This is a genomic window from Hymenobacter lutimineralis, assembly GCF_008271285.1.
In the GTDB taxonomy this organism is placed as follows: Bacteria; Bacteroidota; Bacteroidia; order Cytophagales; family Hymenobacteraceae; genus Hymenobacter; species Hymenobacter lutimineralis.
On record NZ_VTHL01000007.1, the window covers coordinates 1 to 17,635 of the forward strand.

General features: G+C 57.0%; 11 protein-coding genes. 5 read left to right on the plus strand and 6 right to left on the minus strand.

Annotated features, from left to right (window positions below; genetic code table 11):
- Nucleotides 1-294: 294 nt before the first annotated feature.
- Nucleotides 295-1,395, minus strand: a complete 1,101-nt coding sequence (locus FY528_RS08285) for a Smr/MutS family protein (protein WP_149070530.1) — start codon at nucleotides 1,393-1,395, stop codon at nucleotides 295-297.
- Nucleotides 1,396-1,559: 164 nt separating this feature from the next.
- On the opposite strand from FY528_RS08285, the gene FY528_RS08290 reads away from it, so the two are divergent.
- Nucleotides 1,560-2,294: a class I SAM-dependent methyltransferase gene (locus tag FY528_RS08290; protein WP_149070531.1), complete on the plus strand. Its 735-nt coding sequence runs from the start codon at nucleotides 1,560-1,562 to the stop codon at nucleotides 2,292-2,294.
- A 58-nt stretch (nucleotides 2,295-2,352) separates the two neighbouring features.
- Here FY528_RS08290 and FY528_RS08295 read toward each other — a convergent pair whose 3' ends face one another.
- Nucleotides 2,353-3,297 (minus strand): DUF2279 domain-containing protein, encoded by a 945-nt coding sequence (locus tag FY528_RS08295; RefSeq protein ID WP_149070532.1) that lies wholly within the window; start codon nucleotides 3,295-3,297, stop codon nucleotides 2,353-2,355.
- A gap of 192 nt (nucleotides 3,298-3,489) precedes the next feature.
- On the opposite strand from FY528_RS08295, the gene FY528_RS08300 reads away from it, so the two are divergent.
- Entirely contained in the window at nucleotides 3,490-6,387 is a 2,898-nt protein-coding gene (locus FY528_RS08300) for an alpha-amylase family glycosyl hydrolase (RefSeq protein WP_149070533.1), read from the plus strand.
- Nucleotides 6,388-6,493: 106 nt separating this feature from the next.
- Here FY528_RS08300 and FY528_RS08305 read toward each other — a convergent pair whose 3' ends face one another.
- Complete coding sequence (locus FY528_RS08305; protein WP_149070534.1) at nucleotides 6,494-7,342, minus strand: N-acetylglucosamine kinase; 849 nt, start codon at nucleotides 7,340-7,342, stop codon at nucleotides 6,494-6,496.
- A gap of 251 nt (nucleotides 7,343-7,593) precedes the next feature.
- On the opposite strand from FY528_RS08305, the gene FY528_RS08310 reads away from it, so the two are divergent.
- Nucleotides 7,594-8,676 carry a T9SS type A sorting domain-containing protein gene (locus FY528_RS08310; RefSeq protein ID WP_149070535.1) on the plus strand — a complete coding sequence of 361 codons (1,083 nt, stop codon included), beginning with the start codon at nucleotides 7,594-7,596 and terminating at the stop codon, nucleotides 8,674-8,676.
- A 449-nt stretch (nucleotides 8,677-9,125) separates the two neighbouring features.
- Here FY528_RS08310 and FY528_RS08315 read toward each other — a convergent pair whose 3' ends face one another.
- The 3 genes from FY528_RS08315 to FY528_RS08325 all read right to left on the minus strand — a co-directional run bounded on the left by FY528_RS08315 (nucleotide 9,126) and on the right by FY528_RS08325 (nucleotide 14,931).
- Complete coding sequence (locus FY528_RS08315; protein WP_149070536.1) at nucleotides 9,126-10,199, minus strand: SusE domain-containing protein; 1,074 nt, start codon at nucleotides 10,197-10,199, stop codon at nucleotides 9,126-9,128.
- A gap of 103 nt (nucleotides 10,200-10,302) precedes the next feature.
- Nucleotides 10,303-11,916 carry a RagB/SusD family nutrient uptake outer membrane protein gene (locus FY528_RS08320; RefSeq protein WP_149070537.1) on the minus strand — a complete coding sequence of 538 codons (1,614 nt, stop codon included), beginning with the start codon at nucleotides 11,914-11,916 and terminating at the stop codon, nucleotides 10,303-10,305.
- 21 nt (nucleotides 11,917-11,937) lie between these two features.
- On the minus strand, nucleotides 11,938-14,931 hold the full coding sequence (locus FY528_RS08325; protein WP_149070538.1) for a SusC/RagA family TonB-linked outer membrane protein: 2,994 nt from the start codon (nucleotides 14,929-14,931) through the stop codon (nucleotides 11,938-11,940).
- Between the two features lie 517 nt (nucleotides 14,932-15,448).
- Between FY528_RS08325 and FY528_RS08330 the strand changes: the two genes are divergently transcribed.
- Together FY528_RS08330 and FY528_RS08335 are read left to right on the plus strand one after the other, a co-directional pair.
- Nucleotides 15,449-16,012, plus strand: coding sequence for a hypothetical protein (locus FY528_RS08330; protein WP_149070539.1), 564 nt, complete (start codon nucleotides 15,449-15,451; stop codon nucleotides 16,010-16,012).
- A 28-nt stretch (nucleotides 16,013-16,040) separates the two neighbouring features.
- Nucleotides 16,041-17,456, plus strand: a complete 1,416-nt coding sequence (locus tag FY528_RS08335) for an alpha/beta hydrolase-fold protein (RefSeq protein ID WP_149070540.1) — start codon at nucleotides 16,041-16,043, stop codon at nucleotides 17,454-17,456.
- Nucleotides 17,457-17,635 lie beyond the last annotated feature (179 nt).

Below are 17,635 nucleotides of genomic sequence, written 5' to 3' on the forward strand. Positions count from 1 at the left end.
CGGTGCCCCCACCCGTACCCGGACGACCCAAAGTGTGCGGTTCGACCAATTTCCATTCCCGTTCGCTTAATTCATGGCGGCGTAGCATGCCGCTAAGCTACGACCACTGTCCACACTCCCTAGAACAGATACGACCGTTTTTCTTTTCAACACTGCCATAGCTATTGACTAAATACCTGTCATCCTGAACGCAGTGAAGGACCTTATCACATCTAGCCGAAATCGTAATAACGACATCAGTCAAACGTAATAAGGTCCTTCGCTTTGCTCAGGATGACAAAAGATTGGGACGGGTTACTTAAGCCGTACAAGCGTGGCGCCGTAGCCGAACTTTTCCTTCTTGGAGTCCTCGAAGAACTTGATGTCGCGGTTGCGGCTTAGGAGCTTGTGCAGCTCTTTGCGCAAGGTGCCGTTGCCGGAGCCGTGGATGAACACGATTTCGTGCATGTTGGTGGCCAGGGCCCGGCTCAGGGCATCCTCAAAGGCATCGAGCTGCAGCTTAAGAATAGCCGTGTTGCTCATTCCTTCCGCGCCTTCCGGGCGCAGGGCTTCCAGGTGCAGGTCTACTTCGTGGTGAGGGGCCACAATGGGCTTGGCCGGCTCGGGCGCCAACGCGGCCGGTTTGGCCGGGCCGTTGCCCGTGAGCTGGGCCTTCAGGGTTTCGGCCAGCTTCTCGGGGGCAATAACGGCGGGCGGCGCGGGCTTTTCATCCAGCTGAAACAGGTAAGCCTCGCGCTGGAGCACCGGTACGTTGGGCTGGCGGCTGGTGTAGAAGCTGGCGGCCTTGAACTGCAGGCGCTTGGTGAGCAGCTCGTAGGCCGTGTTGCTGTTGAGCTTATAGGGCAGCAGCTGCACCACCAGGGCCGGCCACTGGTCGAAATCCTTGAGGTGCCAGTGCCCCAGCGGTGCGCTGGCCGCCTTGGCCGCCAGCTTATCGGCACCCAGGGCGCGGTACTGCTCCTTGCGCTCTTCCCCGAATGTGTAGAGCACTTCCTGGTCGGTGTGGTTTATAAGCTGCACGGCCAAAAGCTCCGGCGACTGGTGGGTGAGGGCCAGGTACACGCCCTTCTGCACCACCGGCGCGGCGTTTTTGGCAGCGGGCAGCGGGGCAGGGCTGTTGTCTTTGTGAGCAGAGGCCGGGGCGGCTGGTACACCGGCCGCTTTGGCGGCTTTGGCGGCACCGCTGCTGGCAGCTTTCTTCTCAGCCGCTACGGAGGCGGCACTTTGCCCGAAGGCTTTGGTTTCTTCGGCGGCTACTACCACCACTTCGCGGCGCAGCACCGGGATGGTGAAGTCGTTATCAATGGCTACTTCTACCAGGTCGTTGTCGAGCAGGCGGGTGATGATGCCTTCCTCGCGCCCGGTGAGCAGGCGTACTCGGTCTCCTACGTTCATAACTGGGGGATTAGCGCTGGTTTTTCCTGATTACGTAGTTTTGGCGTTCAGTATCCCAGGCACAGGCTGCAAAGGTCGCCAATGAAACGGGAAAAACGGCAGCCGGGTCGGGCCACGCGGCGACCTGCAGCGCCTAAACGTATTCTTTTTCGGCTTATCCCGCTATGTACAGTGTTCTGAAACGCTTCGTGAAATCCTTACTGCCTCGGCGCGTGCTGTTTGCCGGTGAGCCGGTGCTGCGGCTGGCCGTGTACCAACTGTACCGTGGCAACCGCTATGCGTGTACGGTTTGTAGTCGGCACATGCGGGCGTTTATTGACCTACCCATGGGCGAAAAGCTGTGCCCGGCCTGCGGCAGCCTGGGCAGAGGGCGCCGCCTGTGGCAACTATTGCATGAGGAGTTCTACCGGCCCGGCCTCACCGTGCTCGACTTCTCACCCTCGCGCAGCTTGTACCGGGCCCTGAAACAGGATGCGCGAATCCACTACGAAAGCACCGACCTCTCCGGCGACTTCATGGCCGATCAGCAGTACGATATCACCCGCATAGATGCCTCGTCTGCTACTTATGACCTGATTCTGTGCTACCACATCCTGGAGCACATTCCTGATGACCGGCAGGCTATGCGCGAGCTGCGCCGGGTGCTGAAACCCGGCGGAACGTGCCTTATACAAACGCCCTTTCGGGAAGGCAGCATCTACGAAAACGAAGCCGTGCAAACAGCTGCGGAACGCTTGGCGCACTTCGGCCAGGCCGACCACGTGCGGGTATACTCGGTGGCGGGCCTAACCGAGCGGCTGCAAGCCAGCGGCTTTCAAGTGCAGGTTCGGGAGTTTCGAGAAGCCACCGACAACCGTTTCGGCTTCAAGCCCCACGAAATAGTGCTGGTGTGCTCGTAAAGGTTTTAGGTGTTAGTTATTAGTTGGTAGAAGGAGCATCAGACTTACACCTAACAACTTAATAATACAGCCCCCGCATGACCAGCCCGCGCTGACGGTTGAACTCCAGAGCCGGAGCCGGCAGGTGGAAAATGCTGGCCACGTAAAACACGCGTTTGAGCAGCTTGCTGCGCGTAGGAATGCGCCGTAAGTCCACGTCGAGGCTGAGGTAGTACTGCCGGTAGGGGTGCAGGCCGATGGCGGCGTTGGCCTTTGCATCGTTATACACCATTTGCTGAGCCCCGTAGCCCAGGGCGGGCTGGAGCCAGCGGGGCCAACGGGAGGTAGCCGGCAGCCAGGCCCCCACATCCACGCACAACCAGTAGGTCTGGCCATTGTAGTCCTTCAGATGCTGCTCGCCCAGGCTTTTGCCCAGCACGTTGGGGCGCAGTGCCGCGTAGCGGGTAGTATGAAACGAATACTTGGGCATGATGCGCACCTCGCCCCAGGCCAGCTGCTGCCCGATAAGGCCCGCCGAGCCCAGGAAGTTAGCTGCCAAGTCCGTAGCCGAGGCACCGTAGGCCGGGTCGCGCCCGTCGAGGAGCTCAATGGGGCTTTGCAGCAGAAACCCCACGAAACCCCCGTACCACAACGCCCGCCGCTCGGGCACGCCAGCCCAGCGCAGCATGTCCACCGCGCCCCGGCTTTCGTGGAAAGCTCCCCAGAAGTGGCCGGCTTTATCCATCTGCTTCCACTCCCGCGCGTCATCAAACCAGTGCAGCGGCACCCGCTCGCCGGTGTACCAGCTTTTGCTTAGCAGATAGAGCGTGCCGGTGTAGGAAGCTGCCAGTCCGCCCGCCAGCACGGGTAAGCGGCGGCTGAGGCGGCTGGAATCGGCCATTGGAACAACGTTGGCCGTGCTGCTGGCAAGACTGTCGGGCTGGGTCCGGAGCACCTGCGCCCCCGCGGCCTGCGCCCCTGCCAGCAACACCCCCAACCAGAAAACGCGGACAACCCAGGCCATAGCAGACAGGCAGCCGGAAACATAGCGGAATGCCTCAACAAAACTACGATAAAACCATCCCGCGGCTTGGTTATGCTAGCCGTACGGGTGTAACTTTAAGAGAATTTACCCCGCAGAATCAACGAATTTTCGCTGTTTTTGGCTTTTGCGCGGTTTTCTCACGAAGTTATTTGTTCACCCTTACTGAATCCCATGAAAGCACTTCGACTTCTACTGCTCTGGGCGGTAGCGCTGACCGGTTTGCCGGCTGCCTACGCGCAAGTAGTAACCGCCGACCCGGTATTTTTTACCGAAACCACGCCCGTAACCCTCACCTTCGATGCCACCAAGGGCGACGCCGGTCTGAAAGACTTTGCCGGCGACGTGTACATCTGGACCGGCGTTATTTCCGACAAGAGCACCAGCAACACCGACTGGAAGGCCGTGGTAGGCACCGCCTGGACGCCCCCGATTGCCAAGGAGAAGATGACGCGCAGCGCCTCTAACCCTAACCTCTACACCATTTCCTTCACCCCGCGCACGTACTACGATAAGCTGCCCGCCGGTGACAAAATCCTCAAGCTGGCCATGCTGTTCCGCAGCGCCGACGGCTCTAAATCGGGCCGCGACACGGGCGGTAAGGATATTTTGGTAGACGTAGCGCAAACGTCGGCGCTGTCAGTGCGCATCACCGGGCCCACCACGGCCGGCAACACGCAGTTCGTCAACCAGAATGCTAAGGTGACGGTGACGGGCACGGCTTCGGCCGCCGCCACGCTTACGCTCACGCTCAATGGTACGCAGGTAGACCAGCAAACGAATGCTACGTCGCTCAGCAAGGAAGTAACCCTGACGCAGAGCGGCAACAACGTGCTCAAGCTCACGGCGACTAGCGGCTCCACCACGGCCACCGATGAAATCAACATCTTCGCCAGTCCGGCCGCCACGGTAGCGGCCCTGCCCGCCGGGGCCAAGAAGGATGGCGTAACCTACCTGAACGATGGAAAGTCGGCCATTCTGGCCCTCACGGCTCCCGGCAAAACGGCGGTTTACGCCATTGGCGAGTTCAACGACTGGCAGCCCGGCCTGCAGTACCAACTCAAGAAAACCAGCGCCACCGACGACGTGAATACCCGCTGGTGGGTGCAGATTGATGGTCTCACGCCCGGCCAGGAGTATGCCTACCAGTTCCAGGTAGACGGCCTGCGCATTGCTGACCCCTACACCGAAAAAGTACTCGACCCCAACAACGACCGGTTTATCACGGCGGCTACCTACCCCAACCTGAAGGCGTATCCTACCGGTAAAGCCACCGGCATCGTATCGGTACTGCAATCGAATGAGCCGGCCTATACCTGGCAGGTTACCAACTTCCAGCGCCCGAGCAAGCTGGATATGGTAGTATACGAACTACTGGTCCGCGACTTCGTGGTGAAGCACGACTACAAAACGGTAACCGACTCCCTGGACTACCTCAAGCGCCTCGGCATTAACGTGCTGGAGCTGATGCCCGTGAATGAGTTTGAAGGCAACGAAAGCTGGGGCTATAACCCCTCGTTCTACTTCGCCCCCGACAAGTACTACGGCACAAAAAACGACCTGAAGAAGCTCATCGACGAAGCTCACAAGCGCGGCATTGCCGTGGTGTTGGATATGGTGCTGAACCACTCCTTCGGCCAGAGCCCTATGGTGCAGATGTACAGCAGCAACAGCCCCTGGTTCAACGCCGTAGCTACGCACCCCTACAACGTAGGCACCGACTTCAACCACGAAAGCGACTATACCCGCTACTTCAGCAAGCAGGTCATCAAGCATTGGCTGGATGAGTACCACGTGGATGGCTACCGCTACGATCTGGCCGGTGGTTTCAGCCAGGTTCAGAAAACGGAAGCCACCTATGAGTCAGTATTCGACCAGTCGCGCGTGAACATCTGGAAGGACTACTACGCGGCCCAGCAGGCTGCCAGCCCGGGTTCCTACGCCATCCTGGAAACCTTCGTGGCCAACGAGGAAGCTAAAGCACTGTCGGCCGCCGGCCTGATGCTGTGGGGCAAGATGACGAACAACTACAACGAGGCCACCATGGGGTACAACGACGGCAATAAGTCGGACCTGAGCTGGGGCTACTACAAGCAGCGCGGCTTCACCGAGCCCAACCTCGTAACGTATATGGAAAGCCACGACGAGGACCGGCTGATGTACAAGAACCTGCGCTTCGGTAACGCCTCGGGTAGCTACTCCACCAAAAACCTGAACACGGCCCTGAGCCGCATGGAAACCGCCGGCGCGTTCTTCTTCCTCGTGCCCGGCCCGCGCATGATCTGGCAGTTTGGCGAAGTAGGTTACGATAAAGGCATCTTCATGTGCCCAGATGGCACGTACCCCGGCGACAACGGCACGGACAATACCAAGTACGGCAAAGATGACGGCTGCAAGCTCAGCAACAAGCCCGTTCTCGATGACTACTACGATACTCCAAACCGCCGCCACCTCTACGATGTGTACCGCAGCCTGATTGCGCTGAAAACCTCGCAGCCCGTGTTCGAAAATACCAGCGCAACGTTTGCCCAGAATGTAACCGGGGCCGTGAAAACCCTGCACTTGAGCGACGCCAGCCTGAGCATGACGGTGCTGGGCAACTTCGACGTAGTAGCCAAAGCCGTGAGCCCCGAGTTTCAGGCCGCCGGTACCTGGTACAACTACCTCGATGGCACCACCCTTACCGTAGCCGCCGCCGACGTCAATAAGCAAATCACGCTGCAGCCCGGCGAGTACCGCGTGTACCTGTCCAAGAAAGTAGCCGTGCCCGCCAATACCGTACTGCCTACCAAGGCTGAACGCGCCGCCCTGGCGTTGAGCTTCACCGCCGTTCCCAACCCCGCCGCCTCGGCCGTACGCCTGCAGTACACGCTGCCGCAAACCACGCAGGTCTCGGTGAGCGTGGTAAATGCGCTAGGTGCTACGGTACGTACCATTCCCGTAGCTGCCAAGCAGGCTACTGGTACGCACGAGTTGTTGGTGCCGGTACAGGACTTGGCCAACGGTATCTATATTGTGCGGCTCCAGGCCGCTGGCAAAGTAGCCACCACGCGTCTGCTGGTGCAACACTAAGCAGCAGTCTTCACCTAACTAAAAAGGCCTCTTCACTCGCGTGAAGAGGCCTTTTTAGTTAGGCTAGCAGCCAGCACCAGGACGTATCCCGCGTAGCATTGGCAGACTATTTCGTGAGCACGGTGTGGTAGTGCACCAGGTCGTCGATAGGGGATCGGATGATCTTCCCAACTTCCATACCGTAGCTTTTGGCCACCTGCTCCAGCGCATCGCGGAAGTTGTAGCCTACGGAGCCCACGCAGTTGAACGAGTAGTTCTGGTAGCTGGGGTAATGCGCTACCAGGTTGCGGAAGAAGGCTTCAAAGCCGTCCAGCACAATCTCGCGGCAGTAGCTGATGTTGTTGTGGTCGTAGGCAAACTTGCTGAACGAGGCCAGAAAGCGGTTGGGCAGGGGCTGGTTATAGAGGCGGTCGAAGATTTCCTCATTGGTTAGCTCATACTGGTCACGGAAGGCTTCCTGCAGGCCATCGGGCAGGTAGCCGCGCATAAAGTCGCGCAACAGGCGCTTGCCAATGTAGGAGCCGCTGCCTTCGTCGCCAAGGAAGTAGCCCAGCGAGTCGATGTTCATTTCTACATCCTGCCCGTTGTAGATGCAGGAGTTGGTGCCGGTTCCCAGGATGGCAGCAAACCCGATGTCGCGGCCCAGCAGGGCGCGGGCGGCCGCCAGCAAGTCGTGGCCAACGTACACGCGGGCCCCCGTAAACACCTGACGCATGGCTTTGGCCACGGTTTCTACCTTCTCCGGTACCGAGCAGCCAGCGCCGTAGTAGTACAGCTCGCTTACTTCCTGCCGCGCCAGGTTATCGGGCAGGCTTTTTTCCAACGACGCGACAATGCCGGGCGTATCGATGAAATACGGGTTGTAGCCTTCCGTGTTGAAGTAGATTTTGTTACCCTCGTTGTCCAGCAGGCACCAGTTGGTTTTCGTCGAGCCGCCGTCGGCAATGATGATCATAGGAGAAGAGTTGGTAAATGGTCAGATAGTCAGGGGGGGTAAAGATAGTAGCCTAATCTAAAATGGCGCGCATTACTTCGTGGTAGTAAGTAAGCCACCACCTACGGGCGAATATTATTTAGTTCTTTCCGATAAACAGGTTTGAAAAACCTACGTAAGGCGTATATTAAAACCACGAAACAGGCCATTCTGACCTTTTCAAAGCGAATTTTCACTATATCATTTCTTTTCTCAACCCCTTACCATTTCACATGAAAAAAATTCTTACCCTCGCAACGCTTGGTTTACTTTCTTTGGCCGCCAGCCCGGCCTTTGCTCAGATTACAGTTGATGGCAAACTGGACGCCGCCGAAGTAGGGACCGGCGAAGGCAAGTACCAGCTGGTGGGCGAATACACGGGTACGCACTCCTCGGCCGATAAGGGCCTGAAGGCGCTTTACGTGGGCAGTTCGGCAACCAAGCTGTATATCATGACAGTTGCCTCCCCCGAAACTACTGGCTACGATGCCTTGGTGCTGTACCTGAACGTGCCGGATAAAGCCGGGGTGGCAGCGGGCACAAAGCTCATCGGCGGTGCCGCTGGCGACAGCCCCCTCAAGCACAAGCCTACATTCGATATGGAAGTAGACTATGGCATCCGGGCTACCACAGCCCCGCTGGCCGACAACAACGTGTACTACAGCTACACCGATTATACCAATGGCAACACCGCCGCCGTTCCCGATGCGTACCAGGGCAACTCTACGAAAGCAGGTGTAGCTATTACGGCTAATGCGGCGGCTCCTTCGCCCTTGGCTGGCGCACGTTTGGCGTATACCAGCTCCGCTACGCTGTCTACCAACCTGACGAATACCGGTGTAGAAATCGAATTAGATATGGCTGCCCTTGGTCTCAATGCAGGTGAGCGGGTGGATATGGTCGTTGGTTACACCAACGGCGACGGCGTGTATACTTCGGATTTGCTGCCGCAGATTGCTGGGCAGACCACGGCCATCGGGGCTGATCCTGATTTTACCGCCATTGATGGAAAACAGTCGTTTGCTTACGTAATCGGCACCGGTATTCTCGCTTCGCGCTCTGCCGCCTCCAAAACCCTGGGCTTCCAAGTGTATCCCAACCCCGCTCGCCAGACCAAGGTTAACTATGTTGTGGCTGGCCAGAAGGACGTGGCGCTGGAAGTATTCAACCTCATGGGCCAGCGGGTTCGGACGCTGGTAGCGGGTAAGCAGTCGGGTAGCCAGTCTGTTCCCCTGTCCGAACTGAAAGCCGGCACCTACCTCGTTAAGCTGCGCGTAGGAGACCAGATGACCAGCCAGAAAGTGGTGATTCTGTAGCCTACCGCTCAAACAACTACCCTTAAAAAGGGAGGACCAATTGGTCCTCCCTTTTTGTTTATTGGCCCCAACTGAAAAGTGGGGTTGACACCACGGCCGCAAGGCTGCAGATACTGGCCGGGGTAGGGGAGCCGCTGCACCGCAAAAGCCACGTACCTGTGCGCCCTTTGGATCGGCAGCTTGCCAGTGGAGGGGATGTGCATGCGCGCACCAATGCCCGTAGCGTTGAGCTGCATGTTTTGGATAGGCTACACACCCGATGCCAGGTTTACATTCTCTGCATGATAGCGCTGCGTGAAGAACACGTTGCGCATCTGTCAGGCGTATGGGCCATTAGCCAGACGTGAAGGCTAGTCAGCGCAAAAAAAAGCGCTGACCAATGGGCCAGCGCTTTTTGCAATCTGAGTAGAGAATGCCAACACCAGAGGGTTAGCTCTTCTTACGGCAATTTAGTTTTTGGTCAGCTTGTACTGGAAATTACCAGCATTCGACAGGTCCATGGTGATGGTGTAGTTGCCCGGCTCTGCAATAGCAATGTTGTCTCCACTGTAGTCGAGCAAACCATCGGGGGCAATGCCGTCGTCTTTCTTGCCATCACCAAAGTTGATGGGCCAGTCGTTGTTCGCGCGGAATTTGATTTCGCCAACACCCAGTGTGGTTGTTACCGACCACAGGTTGGTAGCAGGGTCGTAGGTCATCGGCGTATCCTTAGTCCAGGCGCCAGCCGTGGCCGAGCCAATTACGCCCCAGGTGGTTTTGGTAGCCAGGAAGGTCTGCTCCTTCAGGTCGATGCGCAGCTGGTAGTAGCCAGCACCCGTAACCTTAAAGTTCTCGCCAGGGGAAGTAACCTTACCGGTCGTGCCGTCGCCGGCATCACCGTAGATGCCTTTAGCATCGCTCCACTCCGGCGCACCCGTGATTTTGAACATCGTCGTAGCGTCGGGGAAGTAGATGTAGCCTTCGTACTTCTGCGCAGCGCTGGTGAAAGCGGCCAGCGTGGGAGCCGTAGCCGGCGACCAACCCTGGTGGGAGCCCGGAACCCATACCGTAGGATATACAACGATTGCGGCATAAGGCGTACCCGTCAGCGTGGTAACGGTAGAAGCCAGCGTTTTAACCTTGGCATTCACCACAGAAACGAGGCGCACATCGATAGAAGACTCCGAGCCGGCGGGCAGGCCCAGACCGTTGAAGATGTTGTTCAGGTCTTTAACCGTGGCCGTGTACGAGGTAGCCCCCGTGGGCAGGTTGATAGTTTTGGGAGCCGAGAAGTTGCCTCCGCGCTTGTCAAACTGCAGCGTGTATTGCTGGGCAGCTTGGTAGCCGAACTCGCCCGGCGTCCATTTGAACGTAGTGGCTTCATCGGCACCCTTGTCGGCAGACAGGGTCAGCGTTTTTTGGGAAACCGTGAGAGCAGGAGCGTTGCCAGGCTGTAGCGTTGCCTTAATTTCGTCTTTCTCGCAGGAGGAGAAAACGAGGATGGCAGCGCAAAGCCCAACGAGTTGGGTAATCCAGTTTTTCATAAACTTGGGGCTGTTAAGACGAAAAAATGAGTGTGAGGAATTACAGAAGCTGAACAGGTAGAAGACTACGAATTGTTCAGCCTCTGTAAAATTTCCTGACCGGTTACTGACGACCGTTATTCTGCTTCACGTTGGGGTTAGCAATCAGGTCGGAAGAGGGGATGGGGAATACCACCCGCGAGTCTTCTACTGCCGTTCCTTCGGGTACGCCACCTTTGAAAGGCCACACATAGGCGCCGGTGGTGTATTTGCCGAAGCGGATCAGGTCGGTACGGCGGTGACCTTCCCAGTACAGCTCCCGGCCCCGCTCGTTGAGAATCTCATCCAGCGAAAGGGAACCCAGCGCGCTGGCACCAGCCCGGCTTCTGATTTGGTTGACGTACGTCAGGGCCTGCGCCTCGCTACCGCCTTGTCCACCGCGCAACACGGCTTCGGCGTACATCAGCATCACATCGGCCAGACGGAACACGGGGAAATCGGTGTCGACAAAGTCGCCGTTGCCACCCGTGCCATCAGGCTTCGGATACCAGGAGCCGGGCGTTCCATCCAGGTTCACGTTGCGCCACTTGGTCACCGCGTAGCCGTCGTTGAAGTTACCGAAGTTGGAAATTTCCTTGCTCTGGCCGCTGGTGTAGAACATGGCCCGGTTGTCGCCTTCTGCGAACAGATCCACCAAGTTCTTTTTAGTGCGCAGGCCAGCCCAGCCAGTGTTGATGCCAAACTCGGCAGCATTCATGGAACCACCTACCGAAGCGTGGGTCAGGAACGTGGTGCCACCGAAGTTCTGGGTGTAAACGCCGTCGAAAACAACCGGGAAGACGATTTCGTTTTTGGCGGCCGTCGAGCCGTTGTCAGCCAGGAAGAGCGAACGGTACTCAGGAGCCAAGGAGTAACCCGAGTCGATAACCTTCTTAGCGTAGGTAATGGCGTCGGTGTACCGGTTCGTTTTAGCGAATACCTCGGCGTTCAGGTACAGCATCGTTTGCAGGGCCCAGCAGGCACCTTTGTCGGCGCGGCCGTATACGCTGCCAGGTTCCAGCAAAGAGCCTTCAATGGCTTTCAGCTCCGAGTCGATGTAAGCGAAGATTTCGGCGCTGGACTTCTGCTTGGGCAGCGTGCCCACTTTGTCCTCTTCCGTTACGAAGGGTACGCGGCCGAACAAGTCCAGCAGGTGAGTGTAAGTAAGAGCCCGCAGGAAACGGGCTTCGGCCCGGTACTGACGAACTTTTTCCGCATTCGCCCCGGAGATGCCGCGCTCCGACAGTTTGCCGTCGGTGGTCTGACGCAGGAACTCGTTACAGGCCGAAATCTGGAAGTAGAAACGCTCGTACATACCGCGGATGAACTGGTTATCCGCCGTCCACTGCACCCGGTTGAAGTCAGGAATACCTGGGTCACCCCACGCCAGCGTGGCCTCGTCGGTGGTTACTTCCTGCAGGTTGAAGTAGTTCCGCACGTAGTTGGAAAAGTCGCCGTTGATCTTTACCAGATCGTTGATTTCGGCGGCGCTACCAGCCTGTCCCTGACCCGTTATGGCCAAGCCGCCATAGAGACGGGCTACTACCTGCTCAATCTGGGCTGGGTCGCTGTAAATCACTTCCGCGCTGGCCCGGTACGTGGGCTGTTGATCCAAATCTTTAACGCAGGATGAGCTTACGGTCATCAGCGTTGCGGTGAGGGCCAGCAGGCCCAGACCACGGGTAAAAGAACTATGCATACTAAGAGAAGGAAGTAAGGGTTAGAAGCCGAAGTTCAGGCCGAGCGTGTACGTGCGGGGGCGGGGATAAACCGTGTTATCGATGCCGTTGGCAATTTCCGGATCAAGCCCGGAATATTTCGTAATCAGGAACGCGTTCTGAACAGCAAATGAGAGGCTTAAGTTCGAATTTTCTTTCACGAGGCTGCCGAAATCGTAGCCCAGCGTGATGTTCTGCATGCGCAGGAACGAGCCATTCTCGATGTAGTAATCGGACTGAATCTGCTCGGGCGAAGTCGTGGTGAAGCCCGTCTTCAGTACTTCCGGGGTAGAGTTGCGGTTGTAGCCGCTGGTGGGCACGTACAGCGAACGGGAACGGATGTTGTTGTACACGTAGTTGCCGATGTTGGAGCGCAGCGTGAAGGCCAGGCTGGCTTTGCCGTAGCTCATGTTGGAGCTGAAGCCCAGGATGGCCGTCGGGCGGGGCGACTTATAGCGGTAACGGTCAGCTACCGTGATGGCGCCATCCCCGTCGCGGTCTACAAATACACCTTCCAGGGGCTTGCCATCGGTGCCGTACACCTGCTGGTAAGGGAAGAAAGACTGTGCCTGATAATCAACCGAGTTCACCTGGATGTCGCCGTTGCCCACACCGTCGAAGTTGTTGATGCCACCGGTCAGGAAGTCGATGCGCTCAATCTCGTCGCTGGTCGTCAGCTTGGTGAGTTTGTTGCGGTTGAACGTCGCGTTACCGCTTACCGACAGGTTGAACTTGTCGCCTTTGATGGCGTCAACCGTGGTGATTACTTCCACGCCTTTGTTGGTGAGCGAACCTACGTTGAGCAGACCACCGTTGCTGGGGTAAGAGCCAGCCGCTACGAATACCTCGTTGATGAGGTCATCGGTGTCGCGCTTGTACACGTCAACCGAGCCGTACACGCGGCCATCAAAGAAACCGTAGTCCAGACCTGCGTTGTAGGTAGTGGTGGTTTCCCACTTCAGGTCAGCGCTGTAGAAGTCAGGCCGCAGAGTGGTTACGGGCTTGCCGCCAATCACGTAGGAAGAAGCGCGTACACCCTGGGTGTAGAAGGGCAGCGAAGGGTAGTAGTTGATACCGATGTCCTGCTGACCGGTCTGGCCGTAGCCCAAGCGCAGCTTGAAGTCGGAAATCAGCTTGGAGTCTTTCAGGAAGTCTTCGCCTTTCAAGCGCCAGGCCACCGAAGCCGAGGGGAAGTAACCCCACTTGTTGTTGGCAAAGCGCGAGGTGCCGTCGGCCCGGAAAGTACCGGTGAACAGGTAACGGTCTTTGATGTTTACGTTGGCACGGCCGAAGAACGAAACCAGGTTATACTGGTCCTGGAATTCAGTTTTGTTGTCGTAGGTCTTGTTGGCGGGCTGGAACAGGCTACCGTCGGCGCGCAGGTCGTCGAAGTTGTAGTTCTTGTTCTGGAATTCCTGCCAGGAGTAACCGCCCAGTACGTCAAACTTAGCGCCGCCAATCTCGCGGTTGTACTTGAGCAGGGTTTCCAGCAGCTTGTTGTTCAGGTCCTGACGGTACTGCTGCTTCACGCCGCCGCGGTTGAAGTCGGTACCAGCCGTTTTGGGCACGTCAATCGTGCCTTTGCCGCGCTGCACGTCAAAACCCAGGTTCAGGTTGGCGCTCAGGCCCGAGAGGAAGGGCAGCTTATAATCGAGCTGGGCGTTGCCAATGCTGCGGTTTACGGTGCTGCGGTCGTTGCGCTGGTTGATGGCGCTTACCGGGTTGCGGGGGGCAATGGTGTTCAGGTTGCCGCTGGCATCCAAAACTTCGAAGTAGCCACCGAACGGAGCATACTCAGAGCTGGTGCTGGTGATGGGCTGGGTCGGGTCGAAGAACACGGCCGAGTTCACCGCACCCTGGTTGCTGAAGTTGTTTTCAATCTGGCTGGCGCGCAGGTTCAGATCTACTTTGAGGTTGTCGTTCAACAGGCGGGGCGAAACGCCTACCGAGCCGGAGTAACGCTTCAGGTCGTTGCGCTTCAGCAAGCCTTCCTGGTACAGGTAGCCACCCGATACGCGCACGGGTACATTGGCAATGGAGCCCATCAGGCTCACGTTGTTATCCGAGGTGTTAGCCGTGCGGTAGATGGCTTTCTGCCAGTCGGTGTTGCTGGTGCCCAGGGCGGCTTTCTGCGAAGCCGTACCGCGAGCATTTACCAGTGCCCGGAACTCGGGGCCATTGAGCACATCGACGTAGTCGGCAGCTTCCGAGATAGAGTAGTTAGTGCTGGCCGAAACCCGCAGTTTCTCGCCTTGCAAGCCGCGCTTGGTGGTTACGATGATAACGCCGTTGGAGCCGCGCGAACCGTAGATAGCCGTGGAGGAGGCATCCTTCAGGACGGAAATGCTTTCGATGTCGTTGGGGTTGATCAGGGCCAGCGGGTTGCTGGCGCCTTTCACGCCAATGTTGTCGACAGGCACGCCATCGATTACGATGAGCGGATCATTGGAAGCGTTCAGTGACGAACCGCCCCGGATCCGGATTTCCGAGCCGGCACCAGGGGCGCCGCCGGTAGTAACTTGTAAACCAGCTACTTTGCCCTGAACAAGCTGCTCGGGGTTGGTTACTTGGCCTTTTACAAATTCCTTTTCCGAAATCTGGGATACGGCACCAGTTACGTCTTGCCGACGCTGGGTACCGTAGGCCACAACCACGGCTTCATTCAGAAGCGTAGTGTTTTCCACGAGGTTCACGTCCACCGTAGAATTCTGACCGGCCGCTACTGTAACAGGGCGGCGCATGGTCGTAAAACCCACAAACGATGCAACAATCGTTTGCGGCCCGGCCGGCACATTCTGGATAGAGTACTGGCCATCGGAGTTGGTTGAGGTGCCCAGCGTCGTGCCGGAAATCAGCACGGTCACACCGGGGAGTCCCTGATTCTTTTCGTCCACAATCCGGCCGCTTACCGAGCCAGTTTGGGCCAGAGCGCTAGTGAACCCAGCACACACAAACAGAAGCAGAAACAGCAGTTTCGGCAAATAAGGGTGTTTCATTAAGTAGGTTGGTTGAAGGTAAGGGGAAAAAATTGTGAAAGTTGCATTAAGCCAAGGCAGCAGAGTTAGACCATAAGAAAAGTACAGTTCGAGTGCAAGTCTGCTCCTCCGCGGTAGAAAATAACAGCCCGGATGAAAGGCAGATTGCAGATATTCTCCGCAAGATAAACGTTTGAAAACAAGAAAAACAATGAATTCAAGCCCAGAATCTAGTATTGTAATAAGTCTATTTCGAGCGCGAATTTTCGCTCTTTTTCGAGCAGCGGTAGCAGAATTCGTTCACTCCGGTCATTATAGTTAGTAACTACTTACCCACGGCCACTTTATCCGGTTAGGCGGCCCAGCGAAAGGTTTTCCATTTGCAGCCTCAAATGGCCGATACGCTTACATAACACCTGGTTAAGCACCGATATTTTTTTCCGCGCCTGGAAGCTTCAAGAGGCAAATATTGCTGGAATGATAGTGTGAGCCCGCCTATACTATGTGTTCCGCTTTACTTTATCTAGCTTTACCTTCTATGAAACGCCTATTGCTTGCTTCTGTTATCGTAATGGAATTGTTGCTGGGGGCGGTGCGGGCCGGCGGCCGACCCGCACCCCGGTTAAAAGCCATTGAAATACCCGACCCAGTGCTGGTATTTTACCGGGAAAAGCCGCCGGGCACCGCTGCGCAGCAGTTGATCATGAACAGCTCTGAGCTGCCACTGCTGGCAAAACTTTCCTTCCTGGAACTGGTACAGCGTCCCAATATCTACTTCGATGGTATCGGTAACCGGGAACTGCCCGGTAAAAATAAGGAGGCAACCCGACTGCGGTTAGTGGGAACGTATGCGCTGGCCACGGGAAAGCCTTTACTGGCCCCCGACGGCCGGAGCCGCTACGTGCCGTTGCGGCAACCTAAGCAGCGCAAATTCTACGTGTGCTGGGACAATGCCAACCAGTTTCGGACCCTGACGGCCGGTATGGGTTTCACCACCAAAGTTGATTTTCAGGCCGATGTGCTGCCCGCGGTAGACTCAGTACGGGCGTTGTACGTATTGCGCGCCGTGCCCCCATCCCAGCAGGGTGCGGCCATCCGCTAATGTCTTGAGCGCACAGCCTTTTCCTTCAATGCGACTATTCCTTTCCACAGCAGCTTGGTTGATGGTGCTGACTGCACAGGCGCAGACTACGCTTAAAATCACCAGCGTACCTGCATCTACGCCCGCTACCGATGCTATTTACGTGGCTGGTACCTTCAACAACTGGAACCCTGGCGATGCAGTGTACCAGCTAGCTAAAAACTTAGATGGAACGTATGAACTGACCCTGCCCGCCACCGTAACCGGGGCGCTGGCGTTCAAGTTTACGCGTGGCTCCTGGGATAAAACCGAAACCAATGCCCAAAATGGAGATATTAGCAACCGAACCTACACGGTCACAGGTAGCCCGGTAACGGTGGCACTAACCGTAGCCAACTGGAAAGACTTAGGTGGCGGGTCCAGCGGCTGTGTGAGCACGGCCCTTAAGCCCAACGTGCAGGTGATGAGTGCCAGTTTTGCCATCCCCCAGTTAGGCCGTTCCCGCCGCGTCTGGATTTACCTGCCCACAGATTACGCCACTTCCGCGCGTCGCTACCCGGTGCTGTACTTGCACGATGGTCAGAACGTGTTCGATAAATGCACCAGCTTTTCGGGCGAGTGGGGCGTAGATGAGGCCCTGCGCCAGCTGCAGCAAAGCGGCCAGGACCCGATCGGTACCATTGTGGTGGCCGTGGATAATGGCGGCAGTTCCCGCCTGGATGAGTACTCGCCTTGGCGTAACCAGCAGTATGGCGGCGGAGAGGGGGAAAAGTACGTGGACTTTCTCGTACAAACCCTGAAGCCCTATATCGATGGCCAGTACCGGACGCTGACGGGGCGGGAGTATACGGGTATTGCCGGCAGCAGCATGGGTGGGCTGATTTCCGTGTACGCGGCCTTAAAGTACCAGGAGGTGTTCAGCAAGGTAGGCGTGTTTTCTCCGGCTTTCTGGTTTGCCAAAGAACCGCTGTTTGACTACGTAAAAACGGCCGGTCATCACCAGCCCATTCGGTTTTACTTTGTAGCCGGCACCAAAGAGAGTGAAACCATGGTGCCATACATGGCGGAAATGCGGGATGCTCTGCAAGCGCAGGGCTTTCCGGCTGCCGATATGAGCTACCACGCAATGGAAGATGGCCAGCACGCCGAGTGGTTCTGGCAGCGGGAGTTTCCATCGGCCTTTCAATGGCTGTTTTCGTCTGCTGTAACTAGTACCCGCAAGTCCCACGTGGCCCTGGCGTTTAGTGCTTATCCCAGCCCGGCCCGCGAACGGCTTAGCCTGCAATTACCCGCAGAGGTGAAGGAAGCCAAAATAGAAATTATCGATACTGCGGGCCGTTCGGTACTGAAAGCGAAAGTGCGCGGAAGTACACCGCTTGATGTAAGTAGCATAGCGCGAGGATATTATATCTTGCGGGTTAAGGCCGGAAATACCAGTGGCCGCCAAGCCTTTTTCAAAGAGTAGGGTCAGCAATACTACTTAAACTGTTTTTTGCCCCGGCTCTAAATTGCCTTGCACAATTCAATCCGCTTATTACCTTTGCAGCACATCGTTTCTCAACAATGACTTCTTTCTCAGCGCAGCAAGCTTGGTGGTGGCCCTACGGAAATTCCGGACGGGACTCCCTGTGCGTGCGTTAGAGC

Coding starts and splice junctions, on each gene's coding strand:
- FY528_RS08325 (WP_149070538.1), bottom strand. CDS start 14,931: ATGAAACACCCTTATTTGCCGAAACTGCTGTTTCTGCTTCTGTTTGTG.
- FY528_RS08285 (WP_149070530.1), bottom strand. CDS start 1,395: ATGAACGTAGGAGACCGAGTACGCCTGCTCACCGGGCGCGAGGAAGGC.
- FY528_RS08295 (WP_149070532.1), bottom strand. CDS start 3,297: ATGGCCTGGGTTGTCCGCGTTTTCTGGTTGGGGGTGTTGCTGGCAGGG.
- FY528_RS08320 (WP_149070537.1), bottom strand. CDS start 11,916: ATGCATAGTTCTTTTACCCGTGGTCTGGGCCTGCTGGCCCTCACCGCA.
- FY528_RS08290 (WP_149070531.1), top strand. CDS start 1,560: ATGTACAGTGTTCTGAAACGCTTCGTGAAATCCTTACTGCCTCGGCGC.
- FY528_RS08330 (WP_149070539.1), top strand. CDS start 15,449: ATGAAACGCCTATTGCTTGCTTCTGTTATCGTAATGGAATTGTTGCTG.
- FY528_RS08310 (WP_149070535.1), top strand. CDS start 7,594: ATGAAAAAAATTCTTACCCTCGCAACGCTTGGTTTACTTTCTTTGGCC.
- FY528_RS08305 (WP_149070534.1), bottom strand. CDS start 7,342: ATGATCATCATTGCCGACGGCGGCTCGACGAAAACCAACTGGTGCCTG.
- FY528_RS08315 (WP_149070536.1), bottom strand. CDS start 10,199: ATGAAAAACTGGATTACCCAACTCGTTGGGCTTTGCGCTGCCATCCTC.
- FY528_RS08300 (WP_149070533.1), top strand. CDS start 3,490: ATGAAAGCACTTCGACTTCTACTGCTCTGGGCGGTAGCGCTGACCGGT.
- FY528_RS08335 (WP_149070540.1), top strand. CDS start 16,041: ATGCGACTATTCCTTTCCACAGCAGCTTGGTTGATGGTGCTGACTGCA.